The sequence below is a fragment of the Crateriforma conspicua genome, assembly GCF_007752935.1.
Classification (GTDB): domain Bacteria; phylum Planctomycetota; class Planctomycetia; order Pirellulales; family Pirellulaceae; genus Crateriforma; species Crateriforma conspicua.
In genome coordinates this window covers 2,317,080-2,333,677 of the sequence record NZ_CP036319.1, presented here as the reverse complement: position 1 = coordinate 2,333,677, position 16,598 = coordinate 2,317,080, and the positions used below count along the sequence as shown (strand labels likewise).

Genomic DNA, 16,598 nt, shown 5'->3' with positions numbered 1-16,598 from the left:
CTTGATCTTCCCGCCAACGGTTCCCGCCATGTTTCGCAACTCGCTTCCTTCTGCATTGGTTCGCCGTTCCCCCGTCATCGAAAATCTGTTTCGATTCGGGTTGGCGTTCGTTTTATTTGCCTTCGCTACTTCCCACGCTTGCCGGGCCAACGCGGACGACAACACGCCAGCGGAATCGAAACGGCCACGTGGCGAAGCGATTTTCCAAGCAGGCGAACAGGGTTACCACACCTTTCGTATCCCGTCGCTGTGTGTCGCGACCGATGGCACCGTGATCGCGTTTTGCGAAGGACGCTTGGCCGGACGTGGCGACAGCGGCAACATCGACTTGGTTTACAAGCGTTCCACTGACGGCGGCGTCACGTGGTCAGACCTGCAAATCTTGTGGGACGACGAATCGAACACCTGCGGTAACCCTTGTCCGGTCGTGGACCGGGAAACGGGCAAGATCAGCCTGTTGCTGACGTGGAACCTTGGCCGCGATACCGAACGTGAAATCATCGGGCAAACCAGTGAAGACACCCGCCACGTTTACCTCAGCCATTCGCCTGACCATGGCCTCACATGGACCACGCCGACCGACATCACCGATGCCGTGAAACCAAACACCTGGACTTGGTATGCCACCGGTCCGGGCAGCGGCATTCAAATCAAGCACGGTAAGCACGCCGGGCGACTGGTCATCCCGTGCGACCACATGGAAGCGGAAACGGAACACAAGTATTCGCACGCGATCTATTCCGATGATGGCGGCGACACTTGGCAGGCAGGCGAACGCACGCCCAAACGTGACGTCAATGAATGCGAAGTCGTCGAACTATCCGGCGGTCGGCTGATGCTGAACATGCGAAACTATGACCGCAGCCGAACCGTCCGACAAATTGCCATCAGTAACACCGGAGGCGAAAGCTGGCACGACCAGACGTTTGCACCGGAGCTAGTCGAGCCGATCTGCCAGGCGGCGATTCGGCGTCTACGTTGGCCCCAAGACGATCAGCCCGGCACGATCCTGTTCAGCAATCCGGCCAGTGCCAACCAGCGGGTCAACATGACGCTTCGAGCCAGTCATGATGAAGGAGCAACTTGGCCAAAGCAGATCGTTCTGCATTCCGGCCCGAGCGCCTATTCGGACCTGGCCGTCTTGTCGGACCAAACCATTCTGTGCCTTTACGAAGCAGGAAAAAACTCGCCTTATGAAGCGATTTATTTGGCTCGCGTCGCGTCCAATGAATTGGATTGACCGATCGACAATTCGCGTCGAATTGACGCACAACCACACTTGTCGTTTGCGTCGGATACCATAGCCCACACACGCTCACTCGCCCGCCGATTCCCTTCCTGCCAAGACGAATTGAACCGCTATGAAAACGTCACGTCTTCCAATGCACCTTCGCATCCTGGTCGCCTTCCTTGTTGCCATCCTGCTGGCCAGTGGTTCGATCCCTGCATCGGCCGCGTCGCCTGATGATTCTCGAATGGATTGGTGGCGAGACGCCCGCTTTGGCATGTTCGTGCACTGGGGACTGTATGCCGTGCCGGCGGGCAAGTACGAGGGGAAAGAAGTGAAAGGGATCGGCGAATGGATCATGAGCCGCGCGAACATCCCACGCGATCGCTACGAAGCTTTTGCCCCCCAATTCGACCCTCAGCAATACGACGCGGATACGTGGGTCCGCTTCGCGAAATATGCGGGGATGAAGTACATCGTCATCACCTCCAAACACCACGACGGATTCTGCTTGTTTGATTCCGAGGGTCAGTACGACGTGGTGGATGCGACCCCGTACGGCAAAGATATCCTGGCCGATCTACGCGACGCGTGCGAACGTCATGGTGTGAAGTTTTGCACGTACTATTCGATCATGGATTGGCACCATCCGTCCCAAAAACCGGCCAAGATGAACAACGGGCGTCCCGTCTGGAACCCGACCCAAATGATCGACGATCAAAAACAACAATACGTCGATTACATGAAAGGCCACTTGGAAACCTTGGTCAAAGACTATCGCACGCACGTGCTGTGGTTCGACGGCGAATGGCCCAGTTGGTGGACCGACCAGGACGGCCAAGAACTGTATCAATGGCTGTTGAAATTGAATCCCGAGTTGATCGTCAACAACCGCGTGGGTGCCGGCCGAAAAGGCATGTCGGGCTTCACCCAAGAGGGCTCGTTTGCCGGTGACTTCGGCACCCCGGAACAAGAAATCCCCGCCACGGGCGTCAACAGTGATTGGGAATCCTGCATGACGATGAACGACACCTGGGGATTCAAAACGTCCGACAAGAACTGGAAGAGCAGCCAACGTTTGATCCAAAACTTGATCGACATCACCAGTAAAGGAGGCAACTATTTGCTGAACATCGGCCCCAAGGCAGATGGAACGTTCCCGCAAGCCAGCGTGGACCGGTTGCGTGCCATCGGCCAATGGATGAGCATCAACGGAGAATCGATTCATGGCACCCAGGCCGCACTGTTCCGCCCCGACTGGGGTCGCGTCACACGCAAAGAAGGCACGCTGTATTTGCACGTGTTTGATTGGCCCAGCGATGGCAAACTGACCATCCCAGCGTTGTCCAACGAAGTTCGGCGCGTCTCGCTGTTGGCATCACCGGAAACGACGTTGAATCTGAAACGGGATGGTCAAACGATGGTCATTGACCTGCCTTCAACGGCCCCCGACGACATTGCCAGCGTGATCACCATCGACACCAAAGGTGAACCCGCCCTAACGGAATGATCGCCGTGCGGATTTCTTGACTCTGCCAAACGCATCGTGTCACGACGATGCGTGTTCGCGGGACGCATACTGCTGTGGCGAACAGCCATGCTGTCGCCGAAACACGGTTGCGAAATACTGAGGCGAACTAAACCCACACGCTTTGGCCACTTCACCGTTGCTCATCTCGGGATGCTCCCGCAGCAAATCAACGGCGGCACTCAACCGCAATTGGTTTAAATACTGCACCGGTGTCGTATTGGTCAGGCGACGGCAGTAGTCCGTGAAGCGTGTGATGCCCAGCCCACACGCCTCAGCCATCATCTTGATCGTCCATGGTTCGGCCAGATGATCCCGGTTGTGTCGCAGGTCATCCAAGAACAATTGGATGGTTCGCTGCGTGTCGGCCAAGCTCGCGTCCATCGACACATCGCGACTGCGTAGTAGCGACAGAATCTGCAACAGCAATTCGTTCATCAACAGTGTCAACCAAGACACGTCGATGGAACCGTCCACAGTGCAGCGTCCCAATACGTCGGCGATGCGTCCAAAACACTGGCCGACATCGCTGGCTTGATGCCAAACCGGTTGCTCATTTTGTCGCAGCAATTCCGTCAGCTCTTGCAAATCGTCCCGCGTCAAAACGACCCAGTCCGGCCACTTCCAACTTTGGTGTGGTCGTCGCACTTGAACATCGATGATCGCCCAGTGAAGCCGCCCGGGTCCGATGTTGGGGTCGCCCAAGCGGTGCCGTTGCCAGGGACGCGTGATGGTCAAATCGTTCGGCTGCAGCGTGAACGCCTGACCTTCCACCGCAAACTGTAGTTGGCCTCGATCCAACAAACACAGCTCGATGCCTTCGTTTTGATGCCAATCCAAGCCCCAAGACTGCGGACGCGCGGCGTCCCAATATCCCAACGCCTTCAAGCCCGGCAGCGCGTTTTTGGGTAATCGACGACCGGGATAATGCCCATGCACCACGGCATCCAACTGAATCTGACCGGCTTCGGCAGCCTCCATCAATCGCCGACAGGAATCCGCACGATAGGTCGCATCCTGAATTTTGTAGATCGGTATCCGCGGACTCATCAGGCCGAACCATCAGTTCAATTTCTTTCAGTGAAACAAATCGCACTCTAACGCGCGGATCCGACCGTTAAAATGCTACGTCATCACGCCGACGTTGATTACAGCCGTCGATCAAAACCGCGCGTTCAGAAAATCCCAATCGACGGCAACGGCAAATCGTCACCATGCCCCCGATCCACTCTCTGCCAATCCTCTTGTGCTTGCTGGCGTCCTTGGCCGCGGGCGCCCACGCGGACTCGCCCGACAACAATTCGATCCGTGTGTTGCTGATCAGCGGACGCAACAACCACGACTGGAAAACGACCACACCGAAGCTGAAAGCCATCTTGGAAGCCGACGGTCGGTTCGATGTCACCATCGAAGAACAACCACAACGTTTGACCAGCGATCGGCTACAGTCGCACCGAGTCATCCTTAGCAACTGGAACACGTTTGGCCGTGGCGATAAGGCAACGGGCGACTGGCCCCCGCAGACTCGCAAGGCCTATCTGGATTTCGTTCGCAACGGTGGCGGACACGTCGTCGTTCATGCGGGATCATCATCATTTGCCGACTGGCCCGAGTATCAACAGTTGACGCTGGCGACATGGCAAGCGGGGCAAACCGGCCACGGCCCACCACACGAATTTGTGGTGCGCATTGATGCAAGCGACCATCCGATCACCACAGGCATGGACGACTTTCCAATCCACGACGAACTGTGGCATCGATCCGGTATCCAAGACGGTGTGACGGTCTTGGCATCCGCTTATTCCGATCCTCGCATCCGCGGTTCCGGCGAATTCGAGCCGGTCGCGTTGGCCGATACGTTTGGATCCGGCCACAGCTTCACGCTGTTATTGGGCCACGCCGCCAAACAGATGGACACGCCTGGCTTTGGCACTTTGCTGCGACGTGGAACCTATTGGGCTGCAACAGGCAAAGCGATGCCAAACGGTTCTCTGAACGATCCTTTCCCATCACCACCCCTTCGACCATAAAGTCCGACGATGAAAATCGGTGTCTTCCTATTGATTGAACCTTTCGCAAGCGTGGAAGTTCAACTGCAACGCGCCAAAGCAATGGGCTTTGACTGCGCCGACATCACCGACACCAATGCGGGCGGCAGCATGTTAGGCACCGCGGGTTTTTCGCCGACCATTAGCCTGGATGACAATCCGTTCGAAGTGAAGCGATTGTTCGAAAAGTATGACATCGTGCCATCGACCGTTTGCGCCCATGCGGGACTGCTGGAACCCAGCAACCCGGGCATCTACGGAACGTCGGAGATCATCAAAGCCGTCCAATTCGCCGCGGCGATCGGCATCAAAGATGTGGTAACGACCGACATGGACCCGCGATCGGATTGGGCCAAGAGTCTCAGCTATGCCGAACAGGTCTTCGTCGTCGCCGAAAAGCTATACACGCCGCTGAAAATGGCGGGCGACTATGGGGTCCGCGTATTGTTGGAACCTCACGGCCCGATCACCGACAGCATCCAGGGCTTACAAGACGTGATGGATCGCTTGGGAAACCCTGACGCGCTGGGAATCAATCTGGACACCGGAAACTCATGGCTTGGCGGTGCGGACCCGGTGGCGATGGCGAAAACCTTTCAAGACAAAATCTATCACGTCCACTGGAAAGACTTGGAAGCCCAGTGGGAGCCCAAACGCGGCGAAATGTTCGGCTGCGGGTTCTCAACAATCGCCTTGGGCGATGGTGTGATCGACATTCGTGGCGTTTGTGACGCTTTGAAAGACGCATCCATCGAATCTTCCACGCTGGAAATCATCGGCGACGAAAACATCCTGCAACGCAGCGTCGATTATCTTCGGCAATGTGGTATCGCCGATTGAGGCATCCCCTCGCCCCAGACTCCCCCACCTCCATCCCCCGCCAAACTGACGCGAATCCCGACGGAGCACTCCCATGAAGTCTCAAAAGGTTTTGACCAAGCAGAACACGTCACCCACACGTCGTGATTTTCTAAAAGCAAGCACTGCGATCACCGCCGCAACTGCGGCCGCCCCGTATGTAATCACCAGCACCGCGTTGGGCGACACGAACACGCCACCGGCCAGCGACCGCATCACCGTCGGACACATCGGCGTCGGCGGGCGCGGACGAGGAATTTTGAACGGAATCCGCAGTGTCCCCGACGCTCAAAGCGTTGCCGTTTCGGATTGTTATCGCGACCGACGCGACATGATCGCGAAAGTCATCGGCGGCGAATCCTACCAAGACTTTCGTGACCTTTTGGCTCGTGACGACATCGATGCCGTTGTCGTCGCCACCCCCGATCACTGGCACGTCCCCATCGCGATCATGGCGGCACAGGCCGGCAAGAGTGCTTATGTGGAAAAGCCACTGGGGTTGTCAATTGACCAAGTCCTCGCCTGTCAAAAGGTCTTCAACGAACAAGGCGTCGTTTTCCAATACGGAACCCAACAACGCAGTCTGGCTCATTGCCGTCAAGGCTGCGAACAAGTGCGTCGCGGAGCCATCGGAAAAATACAATCCATCGAAGTCGTCTGTCCCAATGGCGGCGCAGGCGGGATCACCGAAGGATCGGATGTTCCCGACGGGCTGGATTATGAAATGTGGATCGGTCCCGCACCAATGACCTCCTATACCGTCGACCGCTGCAAGCCGCCGGGAAGCTATTGGATTTATGATCAGTCGATCGGCTACTTGGCCGGCTGGGGGGCTCATCCGCTGGACATCATGGTCTGGGGCTGCGATGCCGATCCTAGTGGCCCCATCGTCGTCGAAGGCACGGGCGAAATCCCATCCGATGGCTTATACGATTGCGTCTATAACTGGGACATGAAGATCCAACTGGGCGACATTCCGGTCACGTTTCGCCCCGGAGCCGACAGCACCAAGTTCATTGGTGAAGACGGTTGGATCGATGTCGCGCGAGCCAAGGACCGCAACGCCGCCAGCGATCCCGGCCTGCTGACACAATCGTTGGCCCCGGAACACAACCAACTGGTGGTCAGCAATCATCATCAAGCCAACTTCATCCAAGCGGTGAAAAACGATGATCCAAACGCCGCAGTCTCCAACCTGAACGACGCCGTCCGCAGCGACATCATCAGCCACCTGTGTGACATTGCCGTTCGCACCGGCGAAAAGATCACATGGGACCCGAAAGCACAGAAACTGGTGAACCCCAGCCAGCGTGCCGCGGCCATGCTGTCCCGCGCGATGCGTCGTGGCCCATGGACGTTGCCCACGGGAGACGCGTGATGCGACGGACAGGCCTACGTTGGATCACGGCCTTCGCGGTTTGCGTCGCCGGGTTGACCCTGCCGGCAATCCGCATGGATGCCGCAACGCCGCCGGACATCGCATCGATTCGCCAAGCGATCGAAGACTGCGGCGGCCACCTGGAACTGGATGACCAGGGTCGGCCGATCAAGGTCGACTTGGCCGCGGATCGCGGATCAGCCGACCAGGCGGGTTTTGACGCCGCGATCCAATGCAAAACGCTAACCTCACTACGTCTGCGAGCACCGGGGCTAAGCGAAGCAGACTTAACCAAGATTCGTTCGCTTTCATCGCTGCAGGAACTGTACCTGCAAGACGTCCGCATCGATGACGATTTCGTCGCCAATGTGTTCGCCGAACTTGTCAATCTTCGCCGACTGACGCTTCGCAATACGCCGGGGGTTTCCAAGCTGCAAGCGATTGCTTCGCGTCCCAACCTCACCCACCTTTCATTGATTGACCTGCCGATCGACGGCCCCTCGCTCGACGCACTGAGCACCGCTCCCAAGCTTGCGGCGCTGGACTTGCGTTTGTGCAGTCGGCTTAGCGGTCGCGATTTCGATGCCCTTCATGACGTCGCCAACCTCAAAGACCTGAAGCTTGGCGGATACGGAATCGACAACGAAAGCATGCGTTCGATCGCATCCGTCGACAAGCTTTCGAACTTGACCATCGAAGACGCATCGATCGATGCCGTGGGACTTCAGGCGTTGGCCCCCATCGCTGGTCAGTTGCGGGCACTCAGCTTCGCCCGATGTGCGGCACTGGATGACTCGGCCTTGCAGTTCGTCAGCCGCCTGCCTTCTTTGCGTTCGCTGATGCTTCGCGACATGCCGGTCACCGGCACCTTTTTAAAATCATTGGCTGCCCCCGCGGAACTGGAAACTCTGGGGCTGAGACAAACCTTTCTCATCGACGAAACCTTCGATGCGATCGCGCAGTGTCGCGAGCTAAAACGCTTGGATCTGCCAGAGAACTATCTGCCGCCAGGTGCCATCGCAAAGATTGCGACTCTTTCAAAACTTCAAATCCTGAACCTGTCGTCATGCAGCTTGGACGACACTTCCCTGGAACCGCTGAAACAGTTGGAAAACCTCCAAACCTTGCTCCTGGATGGCAATCCAAATCTTAGCCGCGATGCAGCAGCTAGAATCTTGGATCAGTCCTCCAGCTCAACGCCAACGGCAAGCTGTCGCATCGTTTCGTCGCCGACATCGACGGAATGCCAGCTCGGACTCGAAAAAGGGGTCAGGCCCGAATGGCACTTAATCCACCTAAGTCTCATGCCTCACCGGGTTTGTAGTCGCGTCGTGGCTTCTGCATCAGCTTGTAGCCTTTCGCTCGTCGCTTCAGCACGCGCGGCTCGTAGCGATCGGGACGATTGCCGACAACTTGTCGCCTGCAACTCTGAAACAGCACTTCGCACAGCTCGTCGACGTTGCTGATCACGTTCAGCGTCGGGAGCAGTTCGACCAGCGTTGACATCGTTCTTTTGAAGCTGACTTGCCACGGTTGCAGCTTGCCCGACATCGCCGCGTCACACATCACTTGTCGAATCAAGTTGTACGCCAACATGTGCGCACGAAGATCGTTCCTTACGCGATGCGGACGCTTGCACCGGAGATGATCCATTTGCATGATCGTTTTCAAACTGCGCAGGTGCAGTTCCGCTTGCCAACGCCGACGAAACAGTGCCGAGATATCGTCTTTGCTGTAATCACGATCATCAAGCAGCGAGGTGTGGACGATGATCTCGCGAGTCCGAAAGCCTTGATTGTCGACTCGTATTTTGATCTCACGGATCGTGATAAAGTCAGGATACTCGGCGTACTCCCGATCGCTCATCCAGTCGGGCCGCGAAGGCTTATCCAAGTGGATCGTGTGATCGTCTTGGCCGTAACGGATACCGGTTCGAAAATCACTCTTGCGAAGTTGGTGTTTGCGGACGACCACATGAGCACCACGGGACATCAATCGAGCCATGTCGAACCAACTCGAATAGGCCCGATCAGCCAGGAAAACGTCGTCTTCTTGTATGATCTGGTCGACTTCGCGAAACAAACTCACTTCCGCTGTTAGCTTGCCTCGATACTTGCCCATCGCCGTTTCGAGCACCACGCCGGTGGACAACGCAAAGAGCACAACGACCCGCATGATCGGGAAACCGCAACCGACCGCTTGGCCGCGTTGCTGAGGATACTCGGCTTGGTTTTCGGGCGTGTCGGCCATCGTGATCGTCGTGCCGTCCCCAGTGACGACTCGGTGACCGAGCCACAGCCAATCGTCAGGTGCTTGATCGTCGATATCCTGGCCGACCTTGGTGACCAGTCGGTGCATGGCCGATTCGTCCAGCTTGTCGCGCGCGATGCAATACATTCCGGTCTTACTGCTGCAGCGTCCAAGCCCGCGGGCGCAGCGATAATGTATGAGCTTCGCGACGGCCGAGACGCAGCCATGGTCGACCGAGAGGACTTGCGAGAGAAACACCCACAGCGTGACGGCTGTTGTATAAATTCTGGCCGAATCAAGAATGCCGGTTGCTTCGCCAAATGCCGATGCGATAGTCTTTCGATCCAGCAGCGAAGCGAAATAGAGATCACCGGACTGGCGTGCGACGATCAGCCGCCGACGGAACGAACTGAGTTCGGATTGAAACACGGGGGGCTTCCTTGCTGCGTGTGTTTAGGTCGTTAGATAACCAAACTCATCGCAAGTGAAGCCCCCTGCTGTCAATCGACGCTAAGTGCAGACATCACAAGACTTTGCCGTGGATTAAGTGCCATTCGGGTCAGGCCTCTTTTTATGGCTTGTGCACTCGTGGACGCCCCCGCGGTCGCAATGTTGACTCCAGATTCAACCGCCTGGCGATCGACTCCACCCAGCCTTCGTCACCCAGCGGCGCTCCTCGATGCGCACATCGTCGAACGGCCTCCAGCTCTTTCTCGGTCAGTGGTTCGTTGACTCGATCAGCCCAACGAGGCGATCGAGACAGCGGCCACGGCGACAGCAGCCTTGGTTGGGGTTCGGGCTTTTGCAACCAGCGCCACAGCGACCCCCAACGCCAATTCTCGGCTTTGCGAACCATGCCCGCGCGCAGGGCATTTCGCTCGACATAGCGGCAGACGACCAGAAAATGTTCGTCATCCTGAATCGGAAAACTCTTGTAACGCTGCTGGTACAAGTGGCCCATTCCGCTGGTGCCGTAATGGGCGTGGTATCGCATGGTGTGCGTGCCACCAACCCAGCCCATGAATCGACTCATTTCGCCATCAACCAATGGCCGCAGAACCAGATGGTAGTGATTCGGCATTAGCTGGTAGCTGTACAACTCAATTTCGCACAACTCCAGGCCTTCGGCAAGAATCCGCTCAAAGGCTTCGTAGTCCTCCGGCTTCTTGAATATTTCGGCGCGCATATTGGCGCGATTCAGGGCGTGATAGAGCCCGCCCGCTTCGTCGGCTCTTGGTGGTCTTGGCATATCGCAAGCGTACCACGGTCTCTGCGAAAAAGAAAGAGGCCTGACCCCTTTTTAGCCCCGTCGCATGGTGTGGGTGCCACCAACCCAGCCCATGAATCGACTCATTTCGCCATCAGCCAATGGACGTAGAACCAGATGGTAGTGATTCGGCATTAGCTGGTAGCTGTACAACTCGACTTCGCACAACTCCAGGCCTTCGGCAAGAATCCGCTCAAAGGCTTCGTAGTCCTCCGGCTTCCTGAAAATCTCGGCACGCATGTTGGCGCGATTCAGGGCGTGATAGAGCCCGCCCGCTTCGTCAGCTCTTGGTGGTCTTGGCATATTGCAAGCGTACCACGGTCTCTGCGAAAAAGAAAGAGGCCTGACCCCTTATCAGTCCCAGAAGCGACTGCCCGTGACTCGCGCGCGTGCAATCGGTGGCGGGCACGGGTATCCTTGCTATCCAACTTCCCTCCCTCCCCCCAACGGAAACACATCCATGAGCCAATCATCACCGTGCATACTCGTTGTGCTTATTGCTTGCTTGACGTTTCCACCGAGTCAGTCGGTTGCCCAGACCGAGAAAAAAAAGACCTCAGAAAGCTATGACTTATCGGTTCCTAAGCCGACATTTTCCGAGGTGAAATATGGCAATCACCCGCGGCATGTGCTGGATTTTTGGAAAGCAGAATCGGATACCGCGACTCCGTTGGTCCTGGTGATTCATGGAGGCGGATGGCAGGGCGGATCGAAAGAACGGTTGCACCGATTTGCGGACGCCCGTGCGTTGTTGGACGCCGGGATCTCCGTCGCCGCATGCAATTATCGTTATGTCAAACAGGTCTCGGCACAGGGGATCAAACCACCGGTGAAGGCTCCGCTTCACGACGCCGCCCGGGCTCTACAATTCATTCGAAGCAAAGCAGGTGAGTGGAACATCGACAAACAAAAGATCGGTGCCGCGGGAGGATCGGCCGGGGCCTGTTCGAGTTTGTGGATCGCCTTTCATGACAACATGGCGGATCCAGAGAGCGACGATCCAGTGGCCCGCGAATCAACGCGACTGTGGTGCGCGGCCGTGACCGGAGCCCAAACAACGCTCGATCCGGAGCAGATGAAAGCCTGGACGCCCAACAGCCGATACGGCGGCCACGCCTTCGGCTTTGCCAATTTCACAGCATTCCTGGAAGGTCGCGATTCGATCCTCCCGTGGATCGCGGAATACTCACCCTATGCACTGGTCAGCCGCGACGATCCCGGCGTCTATTTGACGTACTCGCGTCCGCCAGCGATCGGGCGGAACCAAAAAGACCCCACGCATACATCAAACTTCGGTGTGAAGCTGCAGGAACATTGCCATTCCGTCGGAGTCGCCTGCGAACTTGCCTACCCCGGTGCCCCCAACATCCAACACAAGACACCAACGGACTTCCTAATCACGCAGCTGAAGCCACCCTAACAACCGCCGCCCCCGGAAAGGGGCCATGCTCCGCAAAGGGGTCAGGCCTCTTCTTAACGTCCAGGCGTTCCTATCGGCTCGTTTTGCATGCCGTGTTCTGGCGATTTCGCCTAATCAATGGCGTCCAAGCCCACCTCACACCCCAAAAAGAGGCCTGACCCCTTTGCGAGAGCGATGACGAATTTGAGAGTGAAGTTGCTGATTGAGACATCGCGGGGGTACGGGCAGAGTCTGCTGCGCGGGATTTCAAAGTACGCGCGGGCGAATGGTCCGTGGTCGTTCATCCAAGAACCGGCGTTCTATTTGAAACCAGACCGAGCGGAGGTTCGGGCGGATCGCCGCCGACCGGTCGATGGGATCATTGCCCACACCGACGATGCCGGCCTAATGAAGCAGTTGATCGCCGAGAATGTCCCGCTGATCATGAAAGGCATCGGCGAACTGCCGTCTGAGATCCCCACGATCCAGTCCAATGACCGGGCCATCGGAAAGATCGCGGCGGAGCACCTGTTGTCGTTGGGCTTTCGCAATCTTGGTTTCTGTGGCTACGCCAACATGTACTGGTCGGACGACCGTGGCAAAGGCTTCACAGAACACGCCATGTCGGAGGGCATCGACGTGGACTGGTTTCAAGAACCACGCCGCAAACGTCGACTGGGCGTCGAACAACGTGAAGCGGCGATTGAACGCTGGCTGCAATCGCTGCGAAGCCCCGCGGGCATCCTTGCCTGCAACGATGATTGCGGGCAAGAAGTGATCCGATGCGCGCTGAACCGAGGCTTCGCAGTCCCCGATCAGATCGCGGTCGTCGGCGTTGACAATGATGAAATGGTTTGTGATTTGGCCGAGTTCCCACTGTCAAGCATCGCGGTGGCCAATGAAAAAGCAGGGTACCGGGCCGCGGAGTTGTTGCATCGGATGATGCGAGGTGAAGAAGCGTCGGGCCAACAAATCATTGCCCAGCCGCTGTACACAATCCAGCGTTTATCGACCGATACCTTTGCCGTGCAAGACTTGGCGGTCCGACGTGCTCTTTATTTTATCCGCGACCAGTTGCCAAAACAGATTTCGGTGAACGACGTGGTTGGTCAGATGAGCATATCCCGCCGCATGGCGGAGATTCGTTTTCGAAAGTCAACAGGATCGACCATCAACGACCAGATCGTTCGCGAGCGATTGCGATTGGTCAAAGAGATGCTGGTCGAAACGACATATCCGATCGAAATGGTTGCACAGCGCACGGGTTTTTCATCGGCCGCATTCTTGGGGCTGAAGTTCAAACAGGCGACCGGACAAACACCGACGGCTTATCGCAAGCAGCATGCTGCGTAATACGTCTGCGGCCAATTGACGCGACAATCCACCAGCAACACCAAAATTGCGCAATATTGATAACGGGTTTCGTATTTGCCGGTGTCTGATGGGACTCGGTTGACGTACAGTCAGCGCTATCAAGTTCGATGTGTTCGATCCGAGTCACTAAGCCCCCAATCATCGGTATGACCGATACACGAAATCTGCTGGTCCGCGGGGTCGCGACGCTGTGTCTGCTGCTGACGCAAGGTATCGCGGCGACGTTTGCCGAAGTTCCCGTCAACACGCTTTCCGAGCAAGAAAAGGCTGACGGCTGGGAATTGCTTTTTGATGGCGTCACGTCAACTGGCTGGCGAGGCATCAATCGCCCGGACTTTCCCACCACGGGCTGGGTGATCGCATCAGGTGAACTGCAATGCGCCGCCGACGATGGGGCTGAATCGGGCAACGGCGGAGACATCATCACCGTCAACAAATACAGCAACTTTGAAATGGCCTGGGACTGGGCAATGGACAGCGTGGGCGGCAATTCCGGCGTCAAAATTTTTGTGTTGGAAGGCTTGGATGCGAACCCGAAACACGGCGTCGGCTTGGAGTATCAGATCCTGGACGATGAAAACCATCCGTGGATGCTGAAAGGCAAAATGAAACCCGGCGATTTTCGCACCGTTGGGTCCGCTTACGAACTGTACGCCGCAAAGAACAAGACCGTGATGCCGCTGGGCCAGTACAACCACAGCCGAATCGTCAGCAAAGGAGACCACATCGAACATTGGCTCAACGGCGTCAAAGTCGTTCAGTACCAGCGTGGCAGCGACGACTTTCGCAAAAGAGTGGCCGAGTCGAAGTCATGTGACATTAAAAACTATGGCGAAGCGGCCGAAGGCCACATCCTGATCCAGGATCACGGAAGCCGCGTCCGTTTTCGCAATATTAAGATTCGTCCGCTTTAATTCGAGCCCCCCCGTACCAACGTCCAACCACCTACCGTCGTGTATCGACGCGACGAGTCTTCCCATCGCATATTTCCATACAACGCCATTTCAAAAATCGCGATCCCACCTGCCGATTCCCACCTTCATCCTTCCGATTTGCTGCTGCCATGAGATTGCTACTTTCATTCGTGCCTTTAATGGCCTGCGTTTCCATCGCGATCGCAGAAGACGGCTTTCACCGTTACCAATTCCCCGGCCACCATGGTTTGCCGTCAATCGCGGACACCGGCTTCACCGTTCACCAACCCGACCGCCGTCAGCCCGAGCGAATTGAACCGCCGTGCATATCAGCGGAGGTCACGGTTCCCGCGCCATCGGACGCCATCGCGCTGTTCGACGGAACGTCCATGGATCAATTCCAGGACAACCAATGGGAGTTTCGCGACGGGCTGTTGATCGCCGGAAAGGGCGGTTTGAATACGGTGGAAGCCTTCGGTGACATCCAGATTCACGTCGAATGGCGAACCCCAGATCCGGAGCCCAACAAGAACAAGCCGGGCAGTATGGGAAACAGCGGGATCTTTCTGATGCAGAAGTATGAATTGCAGGTCTTTGATTCCTATTCGTGTGAGATCTATGCCGACGGATCCGCGGGGGCGATCTATGGCCAATCACCGCCGTTGGTGAACGTTTGCCGAAGGCCCGGACAATGGCAGTCGTATGACATTGCCTTCACTGCGCCGGTCTTTGATGGCGAGACCATCGTTTCGCCGGCCAGGATCACCGTCTTTCACAACGGTGTGCTGATTCAAAACAACACCGAAATCTTCGGGCCGACACGGCACAACAAAGCCCTTCCTTATGTCGCACACCCTGACAAGATGCCGCTGATGTTCCAAGCACACGGCAGCCCGGTCGAGTACCGAAACATTTGGGTGCGGCCACTGTAGCGTTCGATCTATCGCCGCCCGGCCCCACCGCACCTACCCACGATTGTTGCCCACCATCCTTGCCCACCTTTTACGAGCGATCGCCATGCACTCTCAATCATCTCGCCGCCCGAATCGTCGATCCGCTTTGAAAACCATGGTCGCGGCAGCCTCCGCACCACTGTTTGTTTCCCCTCGTGTCTTTGGCAATAACGCTCCATCCAACACGATCACCCTTGGGCATATCGGAGTGGGCATCCATGGCGTCCAACGCAACTTGAACGGCTTTCTAAATCAGTCCGATTGTCGGCCCGTGGTTGTTTGTGACGTGATGAAGTCGCGTGCGATCGAGGCGGGTCGGTTGGTCGACGAACACATTGATGATACGTGCTGCGATGTGACGCACGACTTTCGCGAAGTGTTGTCGCGTGATGACGTCGACGCGGTGGTGATTTCAACGCCGGATCACTGGCACGTGCCGATGTCATTGATGGCGTTGGAAGCCGGAAAGCACACGTTTTGTGAAAAGCCGACGTTGACCATTCGCGAAGGCCAGGAATTGGTTGCGGCCGTCAAACGCAGTGGCAAAGTCTTCGGCACCGGCCTGGAGGATCGTTCGGTCACGGAGTATTTCCGAATCGCCGAACTGGTGCGCAACGGTGTCATCGGCACGTTGCAACACATCGAAGTCGGCTTGCCCGTTAAACCCGTTTTCCCGATCGAACAACCGGCACCGGTTCCCGACGACTTGGATTTCAACTTGTGGATCGGGCCGGCCCCGATGCGGGCCTTCACGCCGAAGTTGACGACCGCGCAGTGCTGGCGTCAGATCCGCGACTTTTCCGGCGGTTCGCTGACCGACTGGGGATCCCACCTGATCGACACCGCTCAAGTGGCCAACTTCAGCGAAAACACCACGCCGATTTCGATCACCGGCGAAGGTCAGATTCCAGAGAACGCGATCAATTCGGTCCCGCACACATTCGACCTGGATTACACCTATGCCAACGGCGTGACCATGCACGTGAAGTCCGACGTGCCATCGATTCGCCTGGAAGGCAGCGATGGTTGGATTGGCAACCGTGGTTGGTGTGGCGAACTGACCGCCAGTGATCCGAAGTTCCTGGAGGCCAGATTTGATCCCGGGCTCAGCCGTATCTGGCCACAGCCGAGGATCGAACATCGCGACTTCCTGGACGCGCTGAAGTCCGGTGATTCGACGATGTACGATGCAGAATCGTTGCACCGATTAAGCACGGTGATGCACCTGGGTTCGATCGCAATGGAACTGAACCGTCCTTTGAACTGGGATCCCCAGGCCGAGTCGTTTGATGACGCCGATGCGAACGCGTTGCGGAGCCGTCCACGTCGCGACTGGTCGTGATAGCGATTGGTCGCCGACGAAAAAAGGGCATCGTGGATATTCACGATGCCCTTTTTGAT

13 protein-coding genes and 1 pseudogene are annotated in these 16,598 nt (G+C 56.9%); 10 read left to right on the top strand and 4 right to left on the bottom strand.

The genetic code is table 11. The features are described 5' to 3' along the window. The first annotated feature begins 28 nt into the window (after positions 1-28). Both Mal65_RS09030 and Mal65_RS09025 read left to right on the top strand, forming a co-directional pair. Positions 29-1,240, top strand: a complete 1,212-nt coding sequence (locus tag Mal65_RS09030) for a sialidase family protein (protein ID WP_145296249.1) — start codon at positions 29-31, stop codon at positions 1,238-1,240. A gap of 121 nt (positions 1,241-1,361) precedes the next feature. Then, positions 1,362-2,738: an alpha-L-fucosidase gene (locus Mal65_RS09025; protein WP_196784707.1), complete on the top strand. Its 1,377-nt coding sequence runs from the start codon at positions 1,362-1,364 to the stop codon at positions 2,736-2,738. A gap of 39 nt (positions 2,739-2,777) precedes the next feature. On the opposite strand, the gene Mal65_RS09020 is transcribed toward Mal65_RS09025, so the two are convergent. Continuing rightward, on the bottom strand, positions 2,778-3,806 hold the full coding sequence (locus Mal65_RS09020; RefSeq protein WP_145296247.1) for an AraC family transcriptional regulator: 1,029 nt from the start codon (positions 3,804-3,806) through the stop codon (positions 2,778-2,780). A 164-nt stretch (positions 3,807-3,970) separates the two neighbouring features. On the opposite strand from Mal65_RS09020, the gene Mal65_RS09015 reads away from it, so the two are divergent. From Mal65_RS09015 to Mal65_RS09005, 3 genes are all read left to right on the top strand, one after another. After that, positions 3,971-4,786 carry a ThuA domain-containing protein gene (locus Mal65_RS09015; RefSeq protein WP_145296244.1) on the top strand — a complete coding sequence of 272 codons (816 nt, stop codon included), beginning with the start codon at positions 3,971-3,973 and terminating at the stop codon, positions 4,784-4,786. A gap of 9 nt (positions 4,787-4,795) precedes the next feature. Beyond that, the gene (locus Mal65_RS09010) at positions 4,796-5,644 is read left to right on the top strand and encodes a sugar phosphate isomerase/epimerase family protein (protein WP_145296241.1); all 849 of its coding nucleotides are present in this window, start codon (positions 4,796-4,798) and stop codon (positions 5,642-5,644) included. Between the two features lie 73 nt (positions 5,645-5,717). Further along, positions 5,718-7,040 (top strand): Gfo/Idh/MocA family protein, encoded by a 1,323-nt coding sequence (locus Mal65_RS09005; protein ID WP_145296238.1) that lies wholly within the window; start codon positions 5,718-5,720, stop codon positions 7,038-7,040. Positions 7,041-8,342: 1,302 nt separating this feature from the next. Here Mal65_RS09005 and Mal65_RS09000 read toward each other — a convergent pair. The 3 genes and pseudogenes from Mal65_RS09000 to Mal65_RS08990 all read right to left on the bottom strand — a co-directional run. Continuing rightward, positions 8,343-9,719 (bottom strand): IS4 family transposase, encoded by a 1,377-nt coding sequence (locus tag Mal65_RS09000; RefSeq protein ID WP_145296235.1) that lies wholly within the window; start codon positions 9,717-9,719, stop codon positions 8,343-8,345. Positions 9,720-9,861: 142 nt separating this feature from the next. Further along, positions 9,862-10,539, bottom strand: a complete 678-nt coding sequence (locus Mal65_RS08995) for a transposase (protein ID WP_145296232.1) — start codon at positions 10,537-10,539, stop codon at positions 9,862-9,864. 60 nt (positions 10,540-10,599) lie between these two features. Beyond that, positions 10,600-10,860: pseudogene (locus Mal65_RS08990) on the bottom strand (transposase); the annotation flags it as partial. 157 nt (positions 10,861-11,017) lie between these two features. On the opposite strand from Mal65_RS08990, the gene Mal65_RS08985 reads away from it, so the two are divergent. The 5 genes from Mal65_RS08985 (at position 11,018) to Mal65_RS08965 (ending at position 16,539) form a co-directional block, all read left to right on the top strand. Further along, positions 11,018-11,977 carry an alpha/beta hydrolase gene (locus Mal65_RS08985; protein ID WP_145296226.1) on the top strand — a complete coding sequence of 320 codons (960 nt, stop codon included), beginning with the start codon at positions 11,018-11,020 and terminating at the stop codon, positions 11,975-11,977. A gap of 189 nt (positions 11,978-12,166) precedes the next feature. After that, positions 12,167-13,309, top strand: a complete 1,143-nt coding sequence (locus Mal65_RS08980; RefSeq protein WP_165701162.1) for an AraC family transcriptional regulator — start codon at positions 12,167-12,169, stop codon at positions 13,307-13,309. Between the two features lie 167 nt (positions 13,310-13,476). Beyond that, entirely contained in the window at positions 13,477-14,244 is a 768-nt protein-coding gene (locus tag Mal65_RS08975) for a 3-keto-disaccharide hydrolase (protein WP_145296220.1), read from the top strand. 149 nt (positions 14,245-14,393) lie between these two features. Beyond that, positions 14,394-15,176: a 3-keto-disaccharide hydrolase gene (locus tag Mal65_RS08970; protein WP_145296217.1), complete on the top strand. Its 783-nt coding sequence runs from the start codon at positions 14,394-14,396 to the stop codon at positions 15,174-15,176. 85 nt (positions 15,177-15,261) lie between these two features. After that, entirely contained in the window at positions 15,262-16,539 is a 1,278-nt protein-coding gene (locus tag Mal65_RS08965; RefSeq protein WP_145296215.1) for a Gfo/Idh/MocA family protein, read from the top strand. Positions 16,540-16,598: the final 59 nt, after the last annotated feature.